The organism is Ruminococcus flavefaciens 007c (assembly GCF_000571935.1).
Classification (GTDB): Bacteria; Bacillota; Clostridia; order Oscillospirales; family Ruminococcaceae; genus Ruminococcus; species Ruminococcus flavefaciens_F.
Map to the genome: position 1 here is coordinate 58742 of NZ_ATAX01000009.1, position 23020 is coordinate 81761.

Consider the following 23020-nt stretch of genomic DNA (forward strand, 5'->3'; position numbering starts at 1 on the left):
TTCCTCCCTGAGAACTTGTTTGTGTATGCTGAAGCTTCCATGGCAGCTTTCACTAACTACATTCGATGAACATTCACGAAGTGTCACAAAAAACGAAAAAAATTTTTTCTTCCGAAACAAACAGCGTTTTGATTATAACATATCCGTATCCGATTGACAAGTATTCCCTTGCTGATCAATCTATTCTTACATATTCATTTTTACCGATACACCTAACAGACAAAAGCTCCTCAGATATGAGAAGCTTTTGCTGTATTACAGGCAGTATTTCTCCTGTATCCGGCATATGACCGGAGCTTTATCGAATACTTAATCTCCCAGTAAATATTTCTTTATGCAAAGTGCGTCATCTACAGTAAGACCATCACCGTCAACATCTGCATTTTTAAAACCGGCTGAGGTTATATGCTCGGCAGCTGTTCCATCTATGCCGTACTTGTTGGGATTGGATAATGCCTGCATAATAAGTATTACGTCTGACATATCTATATTGCCATCACAATTTGCATCGCCATTGCCATGAGCTTTAGCCTTTCTGTTTGAAGCGGACTCCCTCATAAGACGTATCATGCCTCCATTGCCGATATAGAGTTCATCAGGTCTTACAGGCAGATAAGAAGCTGTTCGTTTCAGAACAGAACCGTCATAAAATCTGAGTACAGTTATCATTGTGCCGCCTATAGTTTCATCGCCGAGGTAAACCTTGCCTGTTTCTGTGACACCATCGGTATAGGTAAGCTTATATGTGCCGTCAGGATTAATATCCATAGTACCTGCATCTTTTGCAGAAATATCAACAGTATAGTTGCCGTCTGATTCCTGATACTTCCAGCTTCCGATGAAATCAGACATTTTTGCTTCAGATGCTTCCTTGCGTACAATGCGAGAAATCTGGTTATTTCCATGATAGATCGTGTCAGGATCATCACTGTGATAATAGCCTCCGAACATTCGCTCCTCACCTTCATATAAGCTTATACACTGGAAAGCTGTACCGCCTATATCTTCAATACTGAATTTAACTGTTCCTGACGATGTCTTTCCGTTAATGCCGGTATAATCGTATGTTCCGTCTTTATTTATAATAATTGTTCCGCAGTCTGTCGGACTTATGTTTACACAAAGGTCAGTATCCGAAATCTGGTATTTCCACTGACCTGCGAGATGATCAATGTCTGTTGTTTCAATTGAAGCTTCCGATACCACGGAAGTCTGTGCAGTATCTGCTGCATATGCAGAGCATACAGGAACTGCTGAAAACATAATGCTGACGGCAGCTATAAAAGAAATAAGATTTTTCATTTTTTCTCCTCCGAATTTGTTTCATAAAGTCTATAAGATCGATCTTTCATAACTAACATTCGGAATTCAAATTACAAGTGTTACATCTTTCAAAAAATTTTTTTGAAGTTTTTATCGGATCAAATAATAAAGCTCCGACCATCCGGCCGGAGCTTTAAATTATATCTCAGTTATTTGATTTATGATCTGAAATTCATCTAAAAAAACAAGTATTGGACGCTTTTTAAAGGAATGATCCAAATCGCACCGATTTTTACATTTTTTTCAGATACTCATCGATCGGGACAATATCATCTTTCGTTGTGGAAACATATGTATAGTATGCAAGGATATTTGAAGCATCCACTGCATTTATCTGACCGTCATCATTAACATCAGCCGCAAGCTTCTGCTCTTCGGTATATTCTCCGTTCTGATTTGTGGAGATACGCGCATAATATGCAAGAACCGAGGAAGCATCAACAGCGTCCACCTGACCATCATTGTTTACATCACCAAGATTGACGGTTTTCTCCCAGACAGCGTGCAGTGTATGATCTTTATCCATTTCTACGGAACTGTTTTCGGTAATATTATCACTATTTGCTGAAACCACACAGAAATCATTTATTGTAAAATCTCCGCAAAGCGTATCACTATGGAAATCAACAAAGCAAAAATTCGGATGATAATAGCTTTCGTCAATTTTTACTCGTCCATATATACGATTACCCTCAATCGTATAATAAGATTTATCAACATCAACGTCATTGATATCCATTTCAGTTGGCGGAGTATCATTCAGTGATACATCAAAAATAACAGTACTTCCTACAGGGAACATACTTATACTTGTAGAGAAGAAGCTTCCGGGTGAAAGACGGACTATATAATATCCATAATCATCAAAAAAGCTTTTTTTATAGCTAACACCTTCGCCAATAACCCAGCCTCTGAAAGTATAACCATCACGCTTGGGTGTTGGTAATTCACCGTAAACATCTCCAACGCTTACTTCTTTAGACTCCGTTGAAACGGTACCTTCGCCCGGATCAAATGATATTAATATCTTATTTACTGTTGTAGTTGTGGTGGTGGTAGTAGTCGTAGTAGTTGTGGTGGTTGTAGTTGTAGTCGTCGTTGTCGTAGTAGTCGTCGTTGTCGTAGTAGTCGTTGTAGTTGTAGTTGTAGTCGTCGTTGTCGTAGTCGTCGTTGTCGTAGTCGTTGTTGTTGTAGTAGTTGTGGTGGTTGTAGTAGTTGTTGTCGTAGTCGTAGTAGTTGTAGTAGTTGTGGTTGTCGTAGTAGTTGTTGTGGTAGTCAGATCAATTCTGAGTTCTCCGCTTTCATCAACCGATACATCGCCGTTCTTACCGATATTGGATAAGTATTGCTCCGCAGACTTGGCATCAACATATTTCGCCAGATCCTAAGTTATTACACCTGAAGCCTCTGAATATACGGTTATATTTGCCTCGGTTATATTTCCTGTTATATTGAACTTTTTACCCTTAGGAACATAGATGCCGCCTTTTTCACCGGTTATATCGAGTTTGCCCTGAAGATTCAGCTGCATTTTTCCGGTACAATATATGCCATATTCTTTTTCACTCTTTATGCTTCCGCCTGATATATTTATTATTCCCTTGGAAGAGGGACTGTAAATACAATCACCTATATCGGAATATATTTCTGTTCCGATAATATTAAGAGTTCCCGCATATTCACTCGGAGTCCATATAGTTGAGCAGGTATCAACAGTTCTTTCCTTATCTTTACTGATGTTTTCCAATTTTCCACCTATAAGATTTGTAGTTCCCTCGGTTGCTCTAAGTGAAAGCGGACAGCTGTAGTATGACGTAATAACGCCGTCATAAAAATCGAATGTTCCAGTACTGTTAAGCCTTACGGTTGCATAATCGTTTCCTTTGTCATTACCGTTTATTGTACCGCCATATACTGACAGTTTACCTGTTACTACAATAAGATTTCCCGAACCATTACTGTTAATAACACCTTTTCCGTCAGTATCTGTGTCTCTGATAACAGCTTCACCGCTGACATATATACTGTCAATATTTACAGTATGTCCATTCAGATCAAGGTCAAGATAATCACTGACAGTTATACCTGACGCTGTAACATCGCATTCAAGCTTATAATAACCTGATGTCGGAAGGCTCTTTTCATCTGTCCATGAATGAACCGTTCCCTTTTCTTCAAGCTGTTTGAATGCCGTATCAAGATCATTACATACAGTATCGATCAATTCCTGAGCTGATGAAGCATCATTATTTACCTTTTGGGCATTTTCAAGAGCTGTCTTAAGCGCAGCAACACTTTCCTTGGTATACGTTTCTATCTTCTCATCTTCGATCAGTTCCTGAACAGAGCTTATCAGAGCTGCAAGCTTTTCTTTATCCGGATATGCGGGTATAGAGTATTCTGTCAGTTTACCTTTGCTGAGCTTGGCAATATTCAGCAGATTATCGCTGCCAACATAAAGTACATACTGATCGGCACCTGATACTGTGGTTCTGATCCTTTTATAATTGCCGACAGGTGTTTTTACAGCAATATCATTAACAAATTTTCCATCCTGATAGAATACCAGCGAAGTATCATCTATTGCTGCATAGTATATTTTATTATTAGTGTCTTTAGTAAGATCAGCAGCAGTATTACCGAATTCAATTTCGCTTCCTTCTAAAAGCGAGGCTGTACTCTTATCATCTTCAACACTGGTTTTGATGATTTTATATTTGCCGTCAATATGTATCAATGTATAAGTATCCGTCCCTATACCGCAGTTTTCACAGACTTTAAGAGAATGATAGTTTTCATTATAAGCTGTACTTCCTTTTGAAGAAGCAAAACCTGCTTCATAGCTCTTATCCGATCCGCCCATCCACTTTGACCATGAATACAGCCAGTAAGCAATATTATATCCATTATCATTTAATGTCAAAACGGGTGTTGAAGCATATGATCTGTCTCCGTCAGGTGATGAAAACCAACCTGTTCCGCTGACAATGACCTTTTTTTCAAATTCACCTGTTTCATTCGTAGCATACATAAGATCGGCATCATGATAATAATCATCTTCTGCGCCCTGTGAATCCATATATGCAATATGGACATATCCCTTATTATCCACTTCAATGTCGGGAGATGTCAGTACACCCTCTTTTTCATTACAGTCATTTGAGGTAATAATCACAACATCAGACCATCCGTTTTTAGTCATGGATGTATAAGCAATGTCACCGTCTGCATTAACATAAGCAATATGTGCAGTACTCTTGACAAGCGTCATCGCTGCATCAGTAGAAGCAGGCGCCTCTTTACCCACAGGCTGCTCATCCCAGCTGTTGTCAGCGGGGTTATATATGCCATAATACAACTCACCGCCGGCGGTATCAATTCCCTTTAAAAAAAGAACGGCAATATTTCCGTCAGGAAGAGCCTCAGCATCCATTAACCATCGTACCGGAACCCCCTCGGCATTAGCTTTTGCCGCAGGAAGCAATGTCAGACAAAAGACCAGTGACATAATCAGGCTGAGAATTCTTTTTTTCATTGTACAGACCCCCTTTAAAATAGCTGCTTCAATTTTATTCATTCGCACTTAATAACGAACAGTATAAATACTTCGGCAGACATAATATAAAAACACAGCTCTACTCCGAGGTGAATACTGTACTTTATCAACTTATCACTCCGGAAAACCACAGCAACAATATGTATATGTGATATTTCGCCTATGTCATTTCTCCCCCGAGCAACTAAACACAGTTTCTGTATTAAAATAATTCTATCACACTTTCAACATTATATCAATTCATAATTGTTATATTCTGTAAACATTCTATTAATTTTTTGTGCTGTTTTCACATTTTTGATGCAATGCGTTAAAAATATAAAAAATCCTGAAAGCATTGTATCTGCTTTCAGGATCTGAATCTACATATTTAATGGCCGCTTCGTTGTTATATTTGAACAATGATTTTTACCAAATACACTTTCTGCTTGTTTCATGGTAATCATAAAAACCACCGCAGCAAGAACATATTCTTTCCGTATATGTTACTCTCCAATAATTCTTTTTGTTTCCTTCATTAGCATAACCATATCTTGTTCTGGTACCGTACTCCAAGTGATAGCCATGCGGATGCGGGTCACTTGGCTTACATGAATATGCTAAAGCATTAGCAGCTGAGCAAGTACCAAGGAGCGTGAGTGCAATTGTTGCAGTTAAGAGTTTTTTTACGACCTTTTTCATTTTTTACCAACTTTCATAGTTTATTTAAAGTCTTTGCAAGACTTTATATATAAATTATACGTTTTAAGCAAGAAAATGTCAATACCATTTTAGAATTTTTTAAATTAAACCGTATAAAAACCATGACTATTAATCACACAGAAGTATTTACACGCCGTACAAGCAGCGGATGAACTCAAACAGCATGTAGTATAAAAAACAGAGGCTCTCCTGTATTTGGAAAGTTTCTCCTTTTTTGCTTCTTTTTATAGCTTTTTGTAACTATAATGACAGAATAAGGCTATTTCTATATTTGATAAAATAAATAAGCGTTCTCCCTTATCAGGAAAACGCCTATTTACCGTTATTTGCTTGGAGCTGATGATCGGACTTGAACCGACGACCTACGCCTTACCAAGGCGTTGCGCTACCGACTGTGCCACATCAGCACCAACAAATAATATTATACAACAACGGGGAGTAAAAGTCAAGAGGAAGATATATTATTTTTTATGTTAATCAAAAAAATCCGAAATTTTTTTCAAAAAAAGCTTGACAAGCGTTTTAATTTCTGATATAATATTAAAGCAGTCACGAAAAAACTGTAATGCGAGTGTGCTGGAATAGGCAGACAGGCACGTTTGAGGGGCGTGTGTCGAGAGACGTATGGGTTCAAGTCCCATTACTCGCACCAGGAAGCGTTTACCGAAAGGTAAACGCTTTTTTGTTGTCTCCGCGTCAGTATCTTCGCGGATAATTCTGCCATAGCAGTAAAACAGCCCGCTTCCCCGAACAAAAGTCAGGAAAAAGCGGGCTGTTTCAATTATATACAGAGGAGAGCTGTAACCGTTAATTATTGCGAATAGCGGCAAAGAACTGATCTGTTGTCATTCCGTAAACTGATGCGTTGACCATTCTGTCATACGAATGTGTCAGTGCAAGCTTAGTGTTATTCATGCTGTATCCATGTTTGGAAATGAGTGCGGAATACCATGAACCGTCAGAAAGGTTTACATATACGTAATCAGCCTTATCATGAGCTTTTCCGTTTACAAAGTCATTGTCTACATCGTAGATCAGCAGTCTTGCGTCCCAGCCGTTCCAGCAGGGATCGTTCTTGTCGGAAGCGTCGTTCTTATACTCCATACCGAAGCATACAACAGCATGGCCGGCAGAATCGGCAGGCATGATCGTAAGAACAGCTGCATCTGCGCCGTAGGTGATATTCTCAGCATAGAGCAGTGCTTCTCTGTCAAATACATACTGAGAATTAACGTAATTATATGTCTGATAATCAAAAGCTCTTCCGATTTCAACTAAAGTGTTTGCCCATACAGTTGTGGCATAAGACTTGACAGAGTATGGAATAGGATTGCCTGTATTAGTATGTACATCACGGAGCTTGTTATATCCCGGGGCATATTCAGATACCGAAAGATATCCCGATGAAGTCAGTGCACTGACAGCTGCCATACCTGCGCAGATACCGTGGAACTTTGTATTATTGTAGCCGTTTGCATAAGGCTCATGTTTATTCTCAAAATGATAATACGGATAACCGTCTGCACGGAATACTCCCCAGCTGATACCGGTATTAGCTTTGTACCACTCATAATCGGTATAGCGTGTTGACGCATAGGAAGCAGCATCGCTGGTATTCTTGTATGTCATCTGCTGAGATGCAGCGTATCCTTTAACATTGCTGTTATTTGAGCTTCCCCATAAGATAAAATTACTCTTTTTTCCTGTATAATTACGCATATGATCATAGCCCAGTGCTTCCGAACCGATCCATACATAATCATTCTTGCACGCAAAATATCTCATAGGATCACAGCCGTAAAATGCACGGGTTCCGATCCAGTAAAGATTATTGCCTGTAAAGACTGTTCTCAGTGAATGGCAGTCCTCGAAAGCGTGTTCGCCTATGCTTGTTGCATTTGAAACGTCGATCTTCCTGATACCGTTAACATTATGGAACGCATAATTACCGATATTCTGTACAGTTGAAGGCAGCTTTATAATACATTCGGTATTGCGGTCCGAGCTGCTGTACTCAAAAGCATTCTCGGGTATACTTGTAATAGACGATTCCGAGAGATCAACTTTTTTAAGATTATAGCATTCAGCAAAAGACATTTTGGACATAGTTTCAAGATTCGGCATATAGATCTCTTCAAGACCGCTGCAGCCTCTGAACGCCATTCTGCCCACATTTTTAACATTCCTGAAAGTACTGCCGCCAAAATAAGCATTTTCGCAGTTCCTGAAAGCATGATTGCCAATACTTGTTAAAAGCATATCACCATTTCCGTTTATTGCAGAACCTGAAAAATACTTTAAATTTGTACATCCCATAAAAGCTGAGTTACCTATTTCGGTAATATATCTCGGTAAGCTCACCGAGTTCAATCTGGTCTGATCTCTGAACGCATCATCCCAGACCTTATCTACCTGATACTGATAATTTCCGTTAGTATATGTTTCGGGAACATAAATATTTACGCTGTCCTTATATGTTGTACAGCCGATGACCTGACAGGTAGTTCCTCTGAGATCGGGGATACCGAAATAAAGAGTGTAGCCCTCGGAAGGATTATCGAGGCTGTACCCATAATGTGTTCCCGAATGAACATCTGATGCTGCTGATGCAACTATCGGATTAACGCTTACGCCTGTAAAAACATAGCCTGTACTGAGCGGAGCGCAGAATGCTGCCGCAGTACATAAGATCGCAATGCTTCGTTTGATTTTGTTATTCATATTTTTTATTCTCCTTATTGTGTTTTTTATTAAAGCCGGAAAACAGTGTGCACTCCTGCCGCCGACTAAAATGAGTCTGTTATATGATATGATACTGCTACCGGTATGATAATTGTCCAAACCGTTTAACGATTATATGCATCATTATACAGGCAATCCTGCCGTTAGTCAACAGATTTAAGATAAGCTGTAAAAAAACGGGGGTAAGTTGCATTTTAGAGGGGGTAAGTTGCATTTTCAGCGGCATAAGCTACAGAAAATTTTACATCTCACATTAATCGAAAACTCTCTAATATACACAGTGAACTCTTCATGTCAGGTTTGCAATTATTATCATTCTGTGATATAATGAATGAAGTTCATATGATATGATTTTCATAAACTGTAGCTGACGTAAAACAAAAAGCTCTGAACGGAGTGATAATATGGATATAAAATACCTCAGGCTCCTTGCAAAGGAGTACCCTACCATCGAAAGCGCAGCCAGCGAGATAATAAATCTTTCGGCTATTCGAAGCCTCCCCAAAGGCACGGAATACTTCTTCAGCGATATGCACGGAGAATACGAAGCCTTCCTGCATATGCTGCGCAGTGCTTCGGGAATGATAAAGATAAAGATAGACCTTGTGCTGGGCAAGACCGTTTCGGCTGCCGACCGCGAAAAGCTTGCCGAGCTGATATACTATCCCGAAAAAGAGATAGCCCGTCTTGCAGGCTGCGGTGAGCTGTCCGACGAATGGAAGCGGCTCAGCATATACCGCCTTATACTTGTGTGCGAGACCGTTTCCGCAAAGTATACCCGTTCCCGTATACGCAAGCGCATACCTGAGGATATGGTATACATACTCGACGAGCTCCTCAACGTCACCGACGACGTAAACAAGGACTACTACTATGACGAGATAATCGGCGCCATAATCAGTACAGGCATAGCCGAGACCTTTATAATCTCACTATGTAAGCTCATACAGTCCGTATGTATAGACAAGCTTCATATAATCGGAGATATTTTTGACAGAGGTCCCCGTGCGGATATAATACTTGACGAGCTGATGAAGATGCACGACGTGGACATACAGTGGGGCAATCACGATATATCATGGATGGGAGCTGCCGCAGGAAATCCCGCGCTCATAGCCAATGTCATACGCATAGCCATGAGGTATAACAACTTCGACGTACTTGAGGACGGCTACGGTCTCAATCTCCGCGCATTGGCTGTATTTGCGGCGGAGACCTACGAGAACGACGATTGCAGACTTTATATGCCCAACGCTCTTGACGACAATATCTACGATCCTGTTGACCTTGACCTTGGTGCAAAGATGCACAAGGCCATCACCGTAATACAGCTGAAGCTGGAAGGACAGCTCATCGCCAAGCACCCCGAATGGGAGATGCAGGACCGCGATATCTTCAGCAGAACGGACTTTGCAAAGGGTACGGTCACCATAGACGGCAGGGAGTACGAGCTCCTTGACAAGAGCTTCCCCACCGTTGATCCTGCATCGCCGCTGGCGCTCTCCGAAGGCGAAGCGGAGCTCATGAACGTGCTGAAGGCCTCCTTCCGTCACAGCGAAAAGCTGCAAAGGCATATACGCTTTATCTACGCCAAAGGAGCTATGTACAAGACAGTCAACAATAATCTGCTGTTCCACGGCTGTATCCCCATGGACGAAAACGGCGAGCTCCAGAGCGTTAGTATTCGCGGCAGGAAATACTCGGGCAAGACTCTGCTGGACAAGCTGGGCGAGCTTGTGAACCAGGCATATTTCAGCAGCGGTGAGGAGAAGGATTACGCAGATGACTTCATGTGGTATCTGTGGTGCGGAGCAAAGTCTCCCCTTTACGGCAAGGACAAGATGGCATTCTTTGAGCGCTGTTTCATCGCAGACAAGTCTCTGCATACGGAAAATTACAACGCTTATTATACCTTCTCGGAGAAGGCTGACGTATGTATGTCACTGCTGGAGCTCTTCGGACTTGACTCAGAAAAAGGCCATATCATCAACGGCCATGTCCCCGTAAAGATAAAGAACGGCGAAAGTCCCGTGAAAGCCGACGGAAAGCTGCTTGTCATCGACGGCGGCATATCAAAGGCATACCAGTCAACGACGGGTATTGCAGGCTATACTCTCATATACGACTCACACAGTCTCAATCTTGCCGAGCACAAGCCCTTTGTGGCAGGTGAAAGCGGAAATACTCCCACCATCAGACTCGTGGAGAAGCTGGAACGCCGCGCAAATATTTCCGATACCGACAAGGGTGAGGAGATACTTGACAAGATAAACGATCTCCGCCAGCTCCTTGAAGCCTACAAGGCAGGCCTGATAAAATAAGCCGGGGCTCTGCTTCCCGGCTTCGTATAAAGAAAAAGCCCGTACAGTGTACGGGCTTTTTTATCTGTTCAGTTACCGATCATTCAAATTCGTATTCACCGTCGTAATTCTTCTTGAATTCCTCGAAGACCTCGTTAAGAAGGGCATCATCATCCACAGAAACGAATTCGTCCTCCTCGGGATCCTCACCGGGGATTATCTCAAGGATCACTACCTCGTCGTCCTCATCGTCCCAGGGCAGCAGCACACCGTATAGGTGCTCCTTATACTCCACTGTGCCGATGATTTCAAAGGAGACCTCATTGCCGTCATCGTCAGTAAGGGTGATGCAGTTTTCTATTTCGTCCTCGTTCTCAAGCTCGTCGAGCTCTTTATCGTTCATATCGCTCATAGTGATACCTCCGCAAAATTAATATAATACATTTTAACACATATACCTGCAAATTGCAATAGTCTGCGCTAATTTTTCAAAACAAGGACAGTCTTTATCCCGTAGGCGCGGAATATCTCTATGCAGTTCCTGTCGATGACCTCTCCGCTTACCGCTATGGGCACCGCAGGCGGACAGGGCACCTTCACCGATGCGCATATCCTGCCCTCTGCCTTCTCAACGGCTATTTCCTCAGCAGGTGCAAAGGCGGCTTCACGGATGGCGCAGGCCATCTTCGGAAGCTTCAGCCGAAAAGCGGGCCTGCTTTTATCATATCGGGAAGCTCCCGAAACCGCGCTTTCCAGCGCGGCGCGAAGCCGCCCGAAGTCTCCCGCCGCCGAAAACGGCGACATAAGAAGTATCACCAGCTCATCATCTGCGTATTCACATTCCACACCGTTCTGCCGCAGGAGTTGAGCAAGCTCCTTCCCGCAGAAGCCGCTTTCAGCAGCTCTTACGGTAATATGAAACGGATCTCCCTCCGCGAATAACAGTCTGCCGTCAAAGCTGTTTTTCAGTTCAGCCAGCCGAGGGAGAGTCGCGGCAATATCACTGCGGATATTTTCCGCGATATATCGGTTGCAAAGATCGAGAGAAGCCATTATCAGGTACGACGGACTTGTGGAACCGAAAATACTCATCGCCTGCTTCAGCACAGGAGCATATTCCTCACGGGAGGTATGCAGGACCGCCGCTCCCGTAAGAGCAGGCAGCATTTTATGTGCGGAGTCGCAGCAAAGATCAGCACCCAGCGCAACAGGATGTATATTCCGGGGCATAAAAGCCAGATGAGCGCCGTGAGCATTATCCACAAGGAGCCTTGCTCTGTAACGCCGGCAAAGCTCTGCCAGCGCGGCAACGTCTGCCAGTCTTCCCGTATAATCGGGTGACGTTATGTACAGGCAGGCAGGCTTATCCGAGGCTGCGAGAGCCTCCTCGGCATCGGAAAGCAGCAGCTCTCCCGAAAGAATACCGCTGCTGTACCGCGGCAGCAGCCACTGCACATCGAGCCCCAGAAGTGCCGCCGCATTAAGGAAGGCGCGGTGAACGTTCCTCGCAGCGATTACCCGCCGTCCCTCCTGCTTCATAACAGCCAGCATGGCCTGTATGCACAGGGTAGAGCCGCCTGCTGAAAAGGCAGAGCCTGCGCTTCCGTAAAGAGAAGCGGTATTGCGTTCACTGTCTGCAATTATACCGTCAGCCTCAAACAGGCTGTCCGCTCCTGATATTTCGGTAATATCAAGGCGAAAGGCCTCCGCAAGCCCCGCCGCGGGCGAGCCCCCCTTATGCCCGGGCATATGAGCGCGGAGAATATCAAGACCGGCGTACTGCCGGAGAAAATCATAGATCGGAGTATCCATTGAAACACCTCATACGTAATACTGCAATATCCTGAATAATCTCAGTTTTGCACGGGACATGGCAGCTGAGGCCGCCTGCGGGGATATACCCAGCCTGTCGCCTATATCCGTCAGAGTCATGTCCTGAAAATAGTATAGCATAATAATCTCCTTTTGTCTCGGGGTCAGCTCATTATTAATAACTTTTAACATTACACGCCTAAGCATCGCTGTTCTTTCGTCCATGTCATTATGACCGAGCAGCCGCATTATCCTTTTGTCTGTCTCGCCGTTAGCCTTATCGGAATATGTCACACGTTTCGCCATAGTCTCTCACCCCTCCGACGCAGGGAAAGTGCTCCCGGAACCGTGGCTGACAGCGGATAAAAAATAGTTGTGAAAGCTGAAGAGATATGCCATGATATTGCCCCCTTAAAAGTAAATAAAGAAGCACGAGCAGCAGATGCTGCGCCCCTGCGGAGCGGAAATCACGGAAAGAGATCCGCATAATGCAAAGACTGGTCTTGATAAGATAGCTTTTGAGAACTAATGTTCCATTCCTTGTAATTATATTATAGAACATTTGTTCCCGAAAGTCAATAGCTTTAGGTTTTTTTGTTCATCTTACCGAAAGAAAAAACATAACGCAGCAGACGTTCTCTCACCCTGAGGCCATAACAAAAAGAGACTGCCGAAGCAGTCCCTTCATGCTCTTAATTCTTTGCTCTCAGCTCGATATTAACAGCATCATATTCATTTGTGATCTCGTCTTCGGGAGCCTTCGTAGCAAGGGATACGACTATAATGGCTATAATTGCGCAGATGAACGCAGGAAGAAGCTCATATATAGCCAGGACACCGCCTATAGGCGCAATGACGAACTTCCATACGAATACCATTACAGCACCCACGATAAGGCCTGCCATAGCGCCCCACTTGTTTGAACGCTTCCAGAAAAGCGAGGTCAGCATAACAGGACCGAAGGTAGCGCCGAAGCCTGCCCACGCAAAGGATACTACTCTGAATACAGAGCTGTCCTTGTTCCATGCCAGCAGTATGCCTAGAGCCGCAATGACCAGCAGTACCGTTCTTGCGACCTTCATTGAGCCCTTGTCGCTCATCTTGAGATTGAATACGCCCTTGAGGATATTCTCTGACATTGATGACGAAGCCGCAAGGAGCTGCGAATCCGATGTAGACATTGTGCAGGCAAGGATACCTGCGAATACCAGACCTGCAATAATTGCAAGTCCCGCATGGTGCTCGCTCATGTACTGTGATATCCTGATAACAACTGTCTCTGAGCTTGTGCCGTCCAGTGTTTCAATTTCTTCGCTGTTAGAAAGGGCGTTTCCGATAAAGCCTATGAATATAGCCACAAACATGGATACAACTACCCAGACGGAAGCTATCCTTCTTGAGGTCTTGATCTTGTTCTTATCCTTTATAGCCATAAATCGGAGAAGGATATGGGGCATACCGAAGTAGCCGAGTCCCCACGCAAGAGTCGAGGCAATGGTCAGGGCGTTGTAATCATCCGCACCGCCTGTCTTGGGATTATGGATATTGCTCAGAGAGAAATATCCTGCGATATTATCTGCATTGTCAATAACATTGCCTACTCCGCCGACGGAATTGATACCAAAGATAACGATGCTTATGAGAGCCACAGTCATTACTATACTCTGGATAAGGTCGGTGGTACTTGCAGCAAGGAAGCCTCCAGTGCAGGTGTATGAGATGATTATGACAGCACTTACTATCATGGCGATATGGTAATCCCAGCCAAAAAGCGAGCTGAAGAGCTTTCCGCAGGCTGAGAATCCCGAAGCCGTATAAGGCACGAAGAAAATAAGGATAATGACAGCCGAAATGCCCATCAAAGCCCTTGACTTGTCCTTATAGCGTGTGGAGAAGAAATCCGGGATAGTGATGGCACCGCAGCGCTGACTGTAAACCCTGAGCCTTTTTGCAACTATGAGCCAGTTGAGATAGGTACCCACAGCAAGTCCGATAGCTGTCCAGCCTGCTTCGGCTCCGCCTGTAAGGTAGGCAACTCCCGGGAGTCCCATAAGCAGCCAGCTGCTCATATCCGAAGCTTCGGCACTCATGGCAGTTACCAGCGGACCGAGCTTGCGGCCGCCAAGATAGAAATCTCCCACGTTTTCATTTTTCCTTGAGAATACGAGACCTACCAAGACCATGACGACAAGATAGGCCACGATGGTACCAAGAACAATAATATCTGTTGTGTTCATACCTTGCTCCTTTTTATAAAATTTAGAGATAATAACTATTTTTAATTATACATCATGTTTTAATTTTAGTCAATATTCAAAAACAACAAATATTATGTTTTACTTTTATGCAATATCCAAAATAACAAATACCTTTATTTCAGATAATATCAAAGGCTAAAAAAGCATAATTAAAGGGCGCAGGATATGCGCCCTTATGATCGGTATAAACTTTTTACTGCCCGTCCGCAGCTTCTCCGCCGTCTTCCGCAGCAGTCTCCTCACTGCCGTTTTCTCCGGCAGCAGGCATAACATCAGTAACGACCTGCTGTGAGGTCTCATCATCATATACGATATCCTCAGGCAAAGCTTCCTCAACAACGGGAACTGCCGAAGCAATATCCTCGCGTATGCCGTCAGAGCAGGCGCTTAGCTTCTGCATATCGATGATACCCGAGCATGAAACGTCATCTCCGCTGCCCTTTCTGGTCATGGCAGGCAGGAACTCGCCCAGCTGACGGACGCCCTCCTCCATGCCGTTTTCCACCATGGTAAGAGCAAGACCGCGGAAAAAACCGAAGAGTTGCTCCTCATTCCAGTAGGAGTTCTCAACTCCGTCCGTGCAGAGAAATACCGCAGCAGGCAGAAGCCCCTTGGGAAGGTAAAAGAACCTTGCCGAGAGAGCGGCGTCGTCCTGACACATAGAGGTAGTGACGTTCTCATAGCAGCGGGGATCCTCGGGGACAGGTGCATAGACATTGCTGTCGCCGTCGATGACCACGCATTTTCCGTCGCCTATCTGCGCCCCGAAGGCATAGTTATCGGTAACCGCCGCAAAGAGCAGCGTAGTACCGTAGGCGCTTATATATTCTCCCTGCTCGTATCTTGTACGGTAGTGAGCAAATTTCTCGGGTATACGGCCGATCTCCTCCTCGGTGAAGGGCTCGTTCCTGAAGTCCTGTTCAGCCTTGTCATGCCAGCGAGCGATAATGCTCCGCCACAGCTGATTGAAAAGCTGCTCTCGCTGACGCTCATCGGCAAGCACCTCTTCTGCGCCTTCAAGTCCCTCAAAGAACTCCGCAACACACTCCGCCGCACAATCCACAGCAAACTGCGAGCCTCTCTCGGTACGCAGATAGCATGGGCTGCCATGTCCGTCCGCAGCAGCCGCGAAGGAATATCCCTCATAATCGGCAGCAAAGGAGCTGTCCTGGCAGACTATCTCACGGCTGAGATGAGAAGCACCTATGCTTGTCTGAGCAAAGGAAGTAAATTTTTCCATATATCCACCTTACCAGTCGGATTCGTCCCAGTCGGCAGTATTAGCGTCGCTGAGGGCCTCATCTGTCTGAGTCTGAACGTCCTCGGCAAGCTTCTTTGAGATCTCAACGGGATCCGTATCGCTGTCAACAGTGCTTGAGTGGCTTGCGAACACGCTTGTGATAACGCTTGCCTTTTCTATCATAAGTCTGAGCTGATCCTTGTTCTTTACGTCGAGGACAGTCTCCGAGCTTCCCGAGAAGCGTGCGAGAATATCCCTGTCGGCGTCATCGCCGATAGCGAAGGCTATTTTTATGGAACGCTTGAACCAGTTGTTCTTCTTGAGTGCTTCCAGTCCGCTCTCCCAGTTATCCGTAGGACCTCCGTCACTGAAGAGGAGTATAACGGGAGGATATGCTCCTGCCGCAGTCTGGAGGAACACATTCCTCGAAAGCTTCTTGTCCAGTTCCTTGCAAGCAGCGCCCAGATCTGTTACACCGCAGGCCTCAAAGCTCTTGAAGCGGTATCCCTCAGGGGATACAGGCTCGGGAGTTACCCAGGAAGCACCTGTGGAGAATTCCAGTACGGCGATCTTGATCTCGGCGTCGTCACTTTCGTCGCTTATTTCCTGTAATGTCTGCATAACTTCTTCCAGTGCTGATTCAACTTGTCCTATTTTGCTTCCCTGCATACTTCCGGAAGTATCTATGACATAGAAAAGAGTCATGACCTTTCTGACAGCAGGTGCGTAATCGTCTAAACCCGGCATTTTTTTATCCTCCGTTCACATTTTTATAAGCAGAGACCGAAACAAAGGGAAGTATCCCCGGTCCCATGATGCCAATATAATTATATTTATTATACCACGAATAATTACTGCGGTCAAGAGGCCAAATGTTCACACAAATTTAACAATTTTAATCGTGACATCATCACATATATAATGTATAATGTTTTTATAGATATAGGAACGGAGGGATATGCCGCAAATGCGGCTTTATATGGAAAGAAAAGAGATAAGAAGGTATATTTTTATCGCTGCGCTCGCTGTTGCGGTGATAGTCATCAGTCAGAATTTTTATGTGTTCACAAAATTCCTTTCGCTTGTTCTCGGAGCACTGAAGCCTATAATCACGGGACTGATGATAGCATACATCTTCAACATCATAATGAATTTCTTTGAAAAGCACTACTTTCCGAAGAATGATTCAAAATTCGCGGCTCTGACGCGCCGCCCCGTATGTCTTGCGGGAGCCTTCGCCATAACCATAGCCGTGATAATACTCATAATGTATATCGTTGTACCTGAGATAGCCTCCGCCTTCGGAGTGCTGTACGATGAGATACCGCCTGCCTTCACCAAGTCAAAGGACTTCATCACAGGCAAGCTGAAGGAGTACCCCGATATACAGCAGCAGATAAGCTCCCTGGAATTTGACTGGGCAAAGATAGCCGAGAAGGCTACAAAGCTGCTCACTTCGGGAGTTGCAGGTATACTCAGCTCGGCAATGGGCATAATAGGAGGACTCACCTCTGCTGTCACAAATCTTGTCCTCGGCATAATCTTCGCAGTATACTTCCTTCTCCGCAAGGATAAGCTTTTCCGCGACGGCAACCGTCTCAGGAGAGTATGGTTCAGCGATGAGTTCAACAGAAAAACCAGCCACGTTTTCCACACTGCAAATGATACCTTCCGCAGCTTTTTCGTGGGACAGTTCGTGGAAGCCATAATACTGGGAACTCTCTGCTTCATAGGCATGAAGCTCCTTAAGCTCCCATACGCCGCCATGTCAGGCACTCTCGTCGGCGTCACCGCCTTCATACCCATAGTCGGAGCTTTTATCGGCGCAGGCATAAGCGCATTTATCATACTCACGGTTGATCCGATGAAGGCACTGATATTCATAATATTCCTTATTATACTCCAGCAATTCGAGGGCAACATAATCTACCCCAAGGTAGTGGGCGGCTCTGTAGGACTTCCGAGTATATGGACTCTTGCAGCCGTTACCATAGGCGGCGGGCTCTTCGGTATATTCGGTATGATACTGGGAGTTCCCCTTACGGCGACTCTCTACAAGCTCAGCTTCAATGCCCTTGAAGCAAGAGAGGCTCAGGAGGGCATAGCTCCTCCCGACGAAGATAAGCCCGTGAAGCCGCCGAAGCAGCAGAAGCCTGCCAGAAGCGGACAGAAAAACGCAAAGAAAAAATAATGAATACCACGGATGCAGGTGATAATCCACCCACCCCGCTAAAATCTATCTAATGCACAAATAAGCCAAACAAGTTCATACATTTTTGATACTCACCATTCAAGCAGCAGCCGAAAAACTTCTATAAACCGACGAAGTTATTCGGCTTTATTTTCTCATTGGGAGCGTTTTGTAATCTGATAATACAATAAACGGCACTTTCTGACTGTTTCAGTAAAATATACAGATTGACAAAAAATAAACAATGTGGTAATATTACCTTAGACAATAATAATGCAAAGGAGTAATGTGTTATGATCAATACATGGCCAAAGGAATGGGACGGCTTCAAAGAAGGCCGCTGGAGCTCCACTTCCGTAAACGTTAGAGACTTCATCAAGAAGAATTATACTCCTTATGAAGGCGATGAAAGCTTCCTCGCAGGCCCCACGGAAGCTACAAAACAGCTGTGGGAACAGGTCATGGACTTATCCCGTCAGGAGCGTGAAGCAGGCGGAGTCCTTGACATGGACACAAAGATCATATCAACAATAACTTCACACGATGCAGGCTACCTCAATAAAGATCTGGAGAAGATAGTCGGCCTCCAGACGGACAAGCCCTTCAAGCGTGCATTGCAGCCCTTCGGCGGTATCCGTATGGCTCAGCAGGCCTGCAAGGAATATGGCTACGAAGTAGCCCCCGAAGTAGTCGATATCTTCACCAAGTACAGAAAGACTCACAATCAGGGCGTATTTGACGCTTATACTCCCGAAATGAGACTTGCACGTCACTCCGCTATACTCACAGGACTCCCGGACGCATACGGCAGAGGCCGTATCATCGGCGATTACAGAAGAGTCGCACTCTACGGCATCGACCTCCTTATCGAGGACAAAAAACATCAGATAGATACTTCTCTGGTGAGAATGACTTCAAAGAATATCCGTCTCCGTGAAGAGCTTGCAGAGCAGGTACGCGCTCTTCAGGAGCTGAAGAAGCTGGGCGAGATATACGGCTTCGACATCTCAAAGCCTGCGGCCAACGCAAGAGAAGCTGTTCAGTGGCTCTACTTCGGCTATCTTGCAGCAGTCAAGGAGCAGAACGGTGCGGCAATGTCACTGGGACGCACCTCAACCTTCCTTGATATATTCATACAGCGTGACCTTGACCGCGGCATACTCACCGAGGAGCAGGCACAGGAGCTCATCGACCACTTTATCATGAAACTCCGTATCGTCAAGTTCGCACGTACTCCCGAGTACAACTCGCTCTTCTCGGGCGATCCCACATGGATAACGGAGTCCATCGGCGGCGTAAGCGTTGACGGTAATCACATGGTAACAAAGAACAGCTTCCGCTATCTGCATACGCTTGAAAACCTCGGAACTGCTCCCGAGCCGAATATGACCATACTCTGGTCAACCAAGCTCCCGAGAAAGTTCAAGGAGTACTGCGCAAAGATGTCCATAAAGACATCGTCTATACAGTACGAGAACGACGACATGATGAGAGTTGTCCACGGCGACGACTACGCTATCGCCTGCTGTGTATCCTCAATGGTAGTTGGCAAGGAAATGCAGTTCTTTGGTGCAAGAGCTAACCTTGCAAAGTGCCTTCTCTACGCAATAAACGGCGGTGTGGACGAGCGTCTCGGATTACAGGTAGGTCCCAAGTACAGACCCGTTGACAGCGAGTACCTCAACTTCGATGACGTATGGGAAAAGTACATGGATATGATGGAGTGGCTGGCAGGACTTTACGTCAACACCCTCAACGTTATCCACTATATGCACGACAAGTACAGCTACGAGAGACTTCAGATGGCTCTACACGACAGGGACGTAAAGCGTTACTTCGCTACTGGCATCGCAGGACTTTCCGTTGTTGCGGATTCCCTGTCGGCTATCAAATACGCTAAGGTAAAGCCCGTCCGCAAGGACATCGAAATAAAGGATAAGGCAGGCAATGTAACAGGAGTTGCAAAGAACGTTGTAGTTGACTACGAGATAGAGGGAGACTTCCCGAAATACGGCAACAACGATAACCGCGTTGACTCTCTTGCAGTTGAAGTTGTCCGCAGATTTATGGACTGCGTAAGAAAGCACCACACCTACCGTGACGGCGTTCCTACAATGTCTATCCTCACTATCACCTCAAACGTGGTATACGGCAAGAAGACGGGCAATACTCCCGACGGACGCAAGCAGGGAGTACCGCTGGCTCCCGGAGCTAACCCCATGCACGGCAGAGATACTCACGGAGCTGTAGCTTCGCTCTCGTCCGTTGCAAAGCTCCCATTCAGACACGCACAGGACGGTATCTCCAATACCTTCTCCATAGTTCCTAACGCTCTCGGCAAGGATATGGAAGTATTCGCGGGAGACCTTGACCTTGACAAGCTCAGAGAGGAAGAATAATGATAACTCCCGATAAGCTCGGCAAGAGCGACGATCCTTCGGAGCTGGCAGATCTTATAGATCAGCTCATGGCTCAGGGAAGCGGTCATGTGAATATCACTTCGGGCAGCGGCGTGGAGCTGAAAGTCGATACCGTAAAAAGCACGGATATATGCGGCACAAAGGGTGCCTGCTGTCAGCCCACGGAACTTGAACCCGAGGACGACGAATTATAAATAATCGAATAAAAGGAGGATATATATGGATAACCAGAAACAGGTAGACAACCTTATAGAGCTTCTTGACGGCTACGTTGAAAAAGGCGGACATCACCTCAACGTAAACGTTTTCACACGTGAAACTCTCCTTGACGCGCAGGCTCACCCTGAGAAGTATCCGCAGCTCACTATAAGAGTTTCGGGCTACGCAGTTAACTTCGTAAAGCTGACAAAGGAGCAGCAGGACGACGTTATCTCACGTACCTTCCATTCGTCACTGTAAAAAAAAGGCGCTGCTCTTACACAGCATACATCTCCGAGCGATCCCATGACAGAAAAACTCAAAAGAATAAAAGTGTCTCTGAAGATAACAAAAGCCCATGAGCAAAAGCTCATGGGCTTTTATCATTATGTATCAGAGTGACTCTACCTTGCCGATAAGGAACTCCTGTATCTTCAATGCGTCATTGGCTGTAAGTCCCACTGTGGACTTGTCAACATCGCCGTTTGCCCTGCCCATTTCGGTGATATGGAATCTGTTAGGATTTGCAAGGACCTGCATGATGAATATAGCATCTGCAAGATCAACCAGTCCGTCACAGTTGGCATCTCCGGGAAGAACTGCTGCCACATGATGTTCTGTAGTTGTAGTCGTAGTAGTTGTTGCAGATGTAGTCGTGGTGGTAGTTGTGGTAGTTGTAGTTGTTGTAGTAGTTGTTGTAGTAGTTGTTGTAACATCATTCTTCTTTTTAATAACTACTTTATTTACAGCACTGCCGGTGGAATCATGAATGCTGACTATACCATGTAAATCAACAATTTCAGCCTGCTCCGGAGTTACTATCTCACAGCCCTCAAGGGTGATCCCACTAAAGAAATCAACAGCATCCTGCTCTTTGCTTTTAATTGATACATTGGAATCAATGAATTTTAACGCACTGCTTTTATGTGGATTAAATGATTTTATACCTGTGGAGTTTGACTCTATGTTCAGATCTGCATTTTTTACAGTAACGTTTTCCGACCATGAACCTATACCGATCTCACCCGACATGATAGTGAGCTTTCCGTTGGTCGTCAGGGTAAAATCTGCCTTGTTATCCATAAACCATGCATCAACGCAGGAAATGATAGAATCAGAAACAGTAGTTACTGTCAGATCCTGTATTCTGTTAAGTATAACAGAATTCTTTGAGCCTGTCTGGAAATTGCCGTCAATGGTAAGGGTATTGGTCTTTTCATTGTAGCTGAATACTCCGTCGCCCAGTATATCAGCCTTGTTCGACTCATTGACTCCAACGCCCAGTATCTCAAGATCATAATATCTTTCTATGGTTATATCATGAATGATTTCTCCTTCTTCATTAACGAAACTGCCGTTTTCTATCTCCAGATTCCGTCTTTCAAGCCACGAACCTTCGAAAGCCTTACAGCCGCTGATCGTCAGTTCATTTCTGAATCCCGTGATAGCAGACAGCTGCTTGTTTTTCTCATTCTTGGCAGTAACGTTTGAATCAATGACTTCAAGAGAACATCTGCGCAGTGAAGTGAGAGAATCACCATCTGTACCGCCTATAGCCGCCGCACCGTGATCAACATTGTTAGTCACAGCATTTACAGTAGCGTTCTTTATAGTGAGCTTACAATCGTCAACGGATATGGTTCTTATACCGCCTTCAACATTCAGGACGCCGGGACCTGTGATCGTAGTATCCTTCAAAATGGTGAGAACGGGAGTAACATCGGGCTTGATCAGAGTGGAATCCTTTTCAATAAAGATAGTCAGATCCTTGATTCCGTTTTGGAGCAGAGTAGTAGGTATCTTTGGATTATATTCAATGTCGCCGCTTATTGTCAGGGTATTTGTTTCCGCATCATAGCTGAATACACCGTCTCCGAGAATATCGGCGGCATTATCGCTTGTGACCTTTGTTCCGCACAGATACAGCCAGTATTCATCTACTGCGTGTGCTGTCAGCCCTTTCGCAGGTGAAAATGCGAATGTCATTGCAAACATGAGCATTGCTGTCATTATGCTCGTGAATCGTCTCATTATCTGTCTGTTTTTAATGTGTTTTTTTTCTTTCATAATACAACCTCATTCCATATAAAATTAAATAATATAAAGCACAGTCTTCTCCTGCGTCAGCTCACCCTAAAAGCCTGTATACAGCCAGCTGAAGGAGTTTGCAAGTCTGTGCTTATATGCACATTAATTATATCATGCAGCAAAAATAGTTGTCAATGCAACTTACCCCCCGAAAAATGCAACTTACCCGATAAAAAATACAACTTACCCT

17 protein-coding genes and 2 tRNA genes are annotated in these 23020 nt (G+C 44.8%); 7 read left to right on the forward strand and 12 right to left on the reverse strand.

The genetic code is table 11. The annotated features are described in order from the left end of the window. Positions 1-309: 309 nt before the first annotated feature. Both RF007C_RS18230 and RF007C_RS17415 read right to left on the reverse strand, forming a co-directional pair. Positions 310-1302: a dockerin type I repeat-containing protein gene (locus RF007C_RS18230; protein WP_051456491.1), complete on the reverse strand. Its 993-nt coding sequence runs from the start codon at positions 1300-1302 to the stop codon at positions 310-312. A gap of 253 nt (positions 1303-1555) precedes the next feature. Beyond that, positions 1556-2125 (reverse strand): dockerin type I domain-containing protein, encoded by a 570-nt coding sequence (locus tag RF007C_RS17415; RefSeq protein ID WP_037297132.1) that lies wholly within the window; start codon positions 2123-2125, stop codon positions 1556-1558. A 250-nt stretch (positions 2126-2375) separates the two neighbouring features. Here RF007C_RS17415 and RF007C_RS17675 point away from each other — a divergent pair, with 250 nt between their 5' ends. Next, positions 2376-2711 (forward strand): hypothetical protein, encoded by a 336-nt coding sequence (locus RF007C_RS17675; protein WP_193385744.1) that lies wholly within the window; start codon positions 2376-2378, stop codon positions 2709-2711. Here RF007C_RS17675 and RF007C_RS03010 read toward each other — a convergent pair. Together RF007C_RS03010 and RF007C_RS03015 are read right to left on the reverse strand one after the other, a co-directional pair. Beyond that, positions 2708-4858, reverse strand: a complete 2151-nt coding sequence (locus tag RF007C_RS03010; RefSeq protein ID WP_037297134.1) for an FIVAR domain-containing protein — start codon at positions 4856-4858, stop codon at positions 2708-2710. The two genes, RF007C_RS17675 and RF007C_RS03010, sit on opposite strands and share 4 nt — an antisense overlap. Before the next feature lie 1054 nt (positions 4859-5912). After that, a tRNA-Thr gene (locus RF007C_RS03015) sits at positions 5913-5988 on the reverse strand. A gap of 160 nt (positions 5989-6148) precedes the next feature. On the opposite strand from RF007C_RS03015, the gene RF007C_RS03020 reads away from it, so the two are divergent. Next, positions 6149-6233, forward strand: a tRNA-Leu gene (locus RF007C_RS03020). Positions 6234-6388: 155 nt separating this feature from the next. Here RF007C_RS03020 and RF007C_RS03025 read toward each other — a convergent pair. Next, entirely contained in the window at positions 6389-8302 is a 1914-nt protein-coding gene (locus RF007C_RS03025) for a leucine-rich repeat domain-containing protein (RefSeq protein WP_037297136.1), read from the reverse strand. Positions 8303-8727: 425 nt separating this feature from the next. Here RF007C_RS03025 and RF007C_RS03030 point away from each other — a divergent pair, with 425 nt between their 5' ends. Beyond that, positions 8728-10644, forward strand: a complete 1917-nt coding sequence (locus RF007C_RS03030; protein WP_019679096.1) for a fructose-bisphosphatase class III — start codon at positions 8728-8730, stop codon at positions 10642-10644. Positions 10645-10723: 79 nt separating this feature from the next. On the opposite strand, the gene RF007C_RS03035 is transcribed toward RF007C_RS03030, so the two are convergent. The 6 genes from RF007C_RS03035 to RF007C_RS03060 all read right to left on the reverse strand — a co-directional run bounded on the left by RF007C_RS03035 (position 10724) and on the right by RF007C_RS03060 (position 16680). Next, positions 10724-11035: a DUF1292 domain-containing protein gene (locus RF007C_RS03035; RefSeq protein ID WP_051456492.1), complete on the reverse strand. Its 312-nt coding sequence runs from the start codon at positions 11033-11035 to the stop codon at positions 10724-10726. 68 nt (positions 11036-11103) lie between these two features. After that, positions 11104-12435 (reverse strand): aminotransferase class V-fold PLP-dependent enzyme, encoded by a 1332-nt coding sequence (locus RF007C_RS03040; protein WP_037297139.1) that lies wholly within the window; start codon positions 12433-12435, stop codon positions 11104-11106. Positions 12436-12444: 9 nt separating this feature from the next. Next, a complete protein-coding gene (locus RF007C_RS03045; protein ID WP_019679095.1) occupies positions 12445-12741 on the reverse strand; it encodes a sigma-70 family RNA polymerase sigma factor in 297 nt (98 codons plus the stop codon). A 386-nt stretch (positions 12742-13127) separates the two neighbouring features. Next, positions 13128-14672, reverse strand: a complete 1545-nt coding sequence (locus RF007C_RS03050) for a sodium/proline symporter (protein ID WP_019679094.1) — start codon at positions 14670-14672, stop codon at positions 13128-13130. A gap of 214 nt (positions 14673-14886) precedes the next feature. Then, a complete protein-coding gene (locus RF007C_RS03055) occupies positions 14887-15933 on the reverse strand; it encodes a PP2C family serine/threonine-protein phosphatase (protein ID WP_019679093.1) in 1047 nt (348 codons plus the stop codon). A gap of 9 nt (positions 15934-15942) precedes the next feature. Next, positions 15943-16680: a vWA domain-containing protein gene (locus tag RF007C_RS03060; RefSeq protein WP_019679092.1), complete on the reverse strand. Its 738-nt coding sequence runs from the start codon at positions 16678-16680 to the stop codon at positions 15943-15945. Positions 16681-16912: 232 nt separating this feature from the next. On the opposite strand from RF007C_RS03060, the gene RF007C_RS03065 reads away from it, so the two are divergent. The 4 genes from RF007C_RS03065 (at position 16913) to grcA3 (ending at position 21003) form a co-directional block, all read left to right on the forward strand. Further along, positions 16913-18124 (forward strand): AI-2E family transporter, encoded by a 1212-nt coding sequence (locus RF007C_RS03065; RefSeq protein WP_161634865.1) that lies wholly within the window; start codon positions 16913-16915, stop codon positions 18122-18124. A 293-nt stretch (positions 18125-18417) separates the two neighbouring features. Beyond that, positions 18418-20523 carry a formate C-acetyltransferase gene (pflB, locus tag RF007C_RS03070; RefSeq protein WP_037297142.1) on the forward strand — a complete coding sequence of 702 codons (2106 nt, stop codon included), beginning with the start codon at positions 18418-18420 and terminating at the stop codon, positions 20521-20523. Then, positions 20523-20738, forward strand: coding sequence for a hypothetical protein (locus RF007C_RS03075; protein WP_019679090.1), 216 nt, complete (start codon positions 20523-20525; stop codon positions 20736-20738). The genes pflB and RF007C_RS03075 overlap by 1 nt, the downstream gene beginning before the upstream one ends. 25 nt (positions 20739-20763) lie before the next feature. Next, positions 20764-21003: an autonomous glycyl radical cofactor GrcA3 gene (gene grcA3 / locus RF007C_RS03080; protein WP_037297144.1), complete on the forward strand. Its 240-nt coding sequence runs from the start codon at positions 20764-20766 to the stop codon at positions 21001-21003. 132 nt (positions 21004-21135) lie between these two features. On the opposite strand, the gene RF007C_RS17680 is transcribed toward grcA3, so the two are convergent. After that, positions 21136-22809: a hypothetical protein gene (locus tag RF007C_RS17680; RefSeq protein ID WP_037297146.1), complete on the reverse strand. Its 1674-nt coding sequence runs from the start codon at positions 22807-22809 to the stop codon at positions 21136-21138. Positions 22810-23020 lie beyond the last annotated feature (211 nt).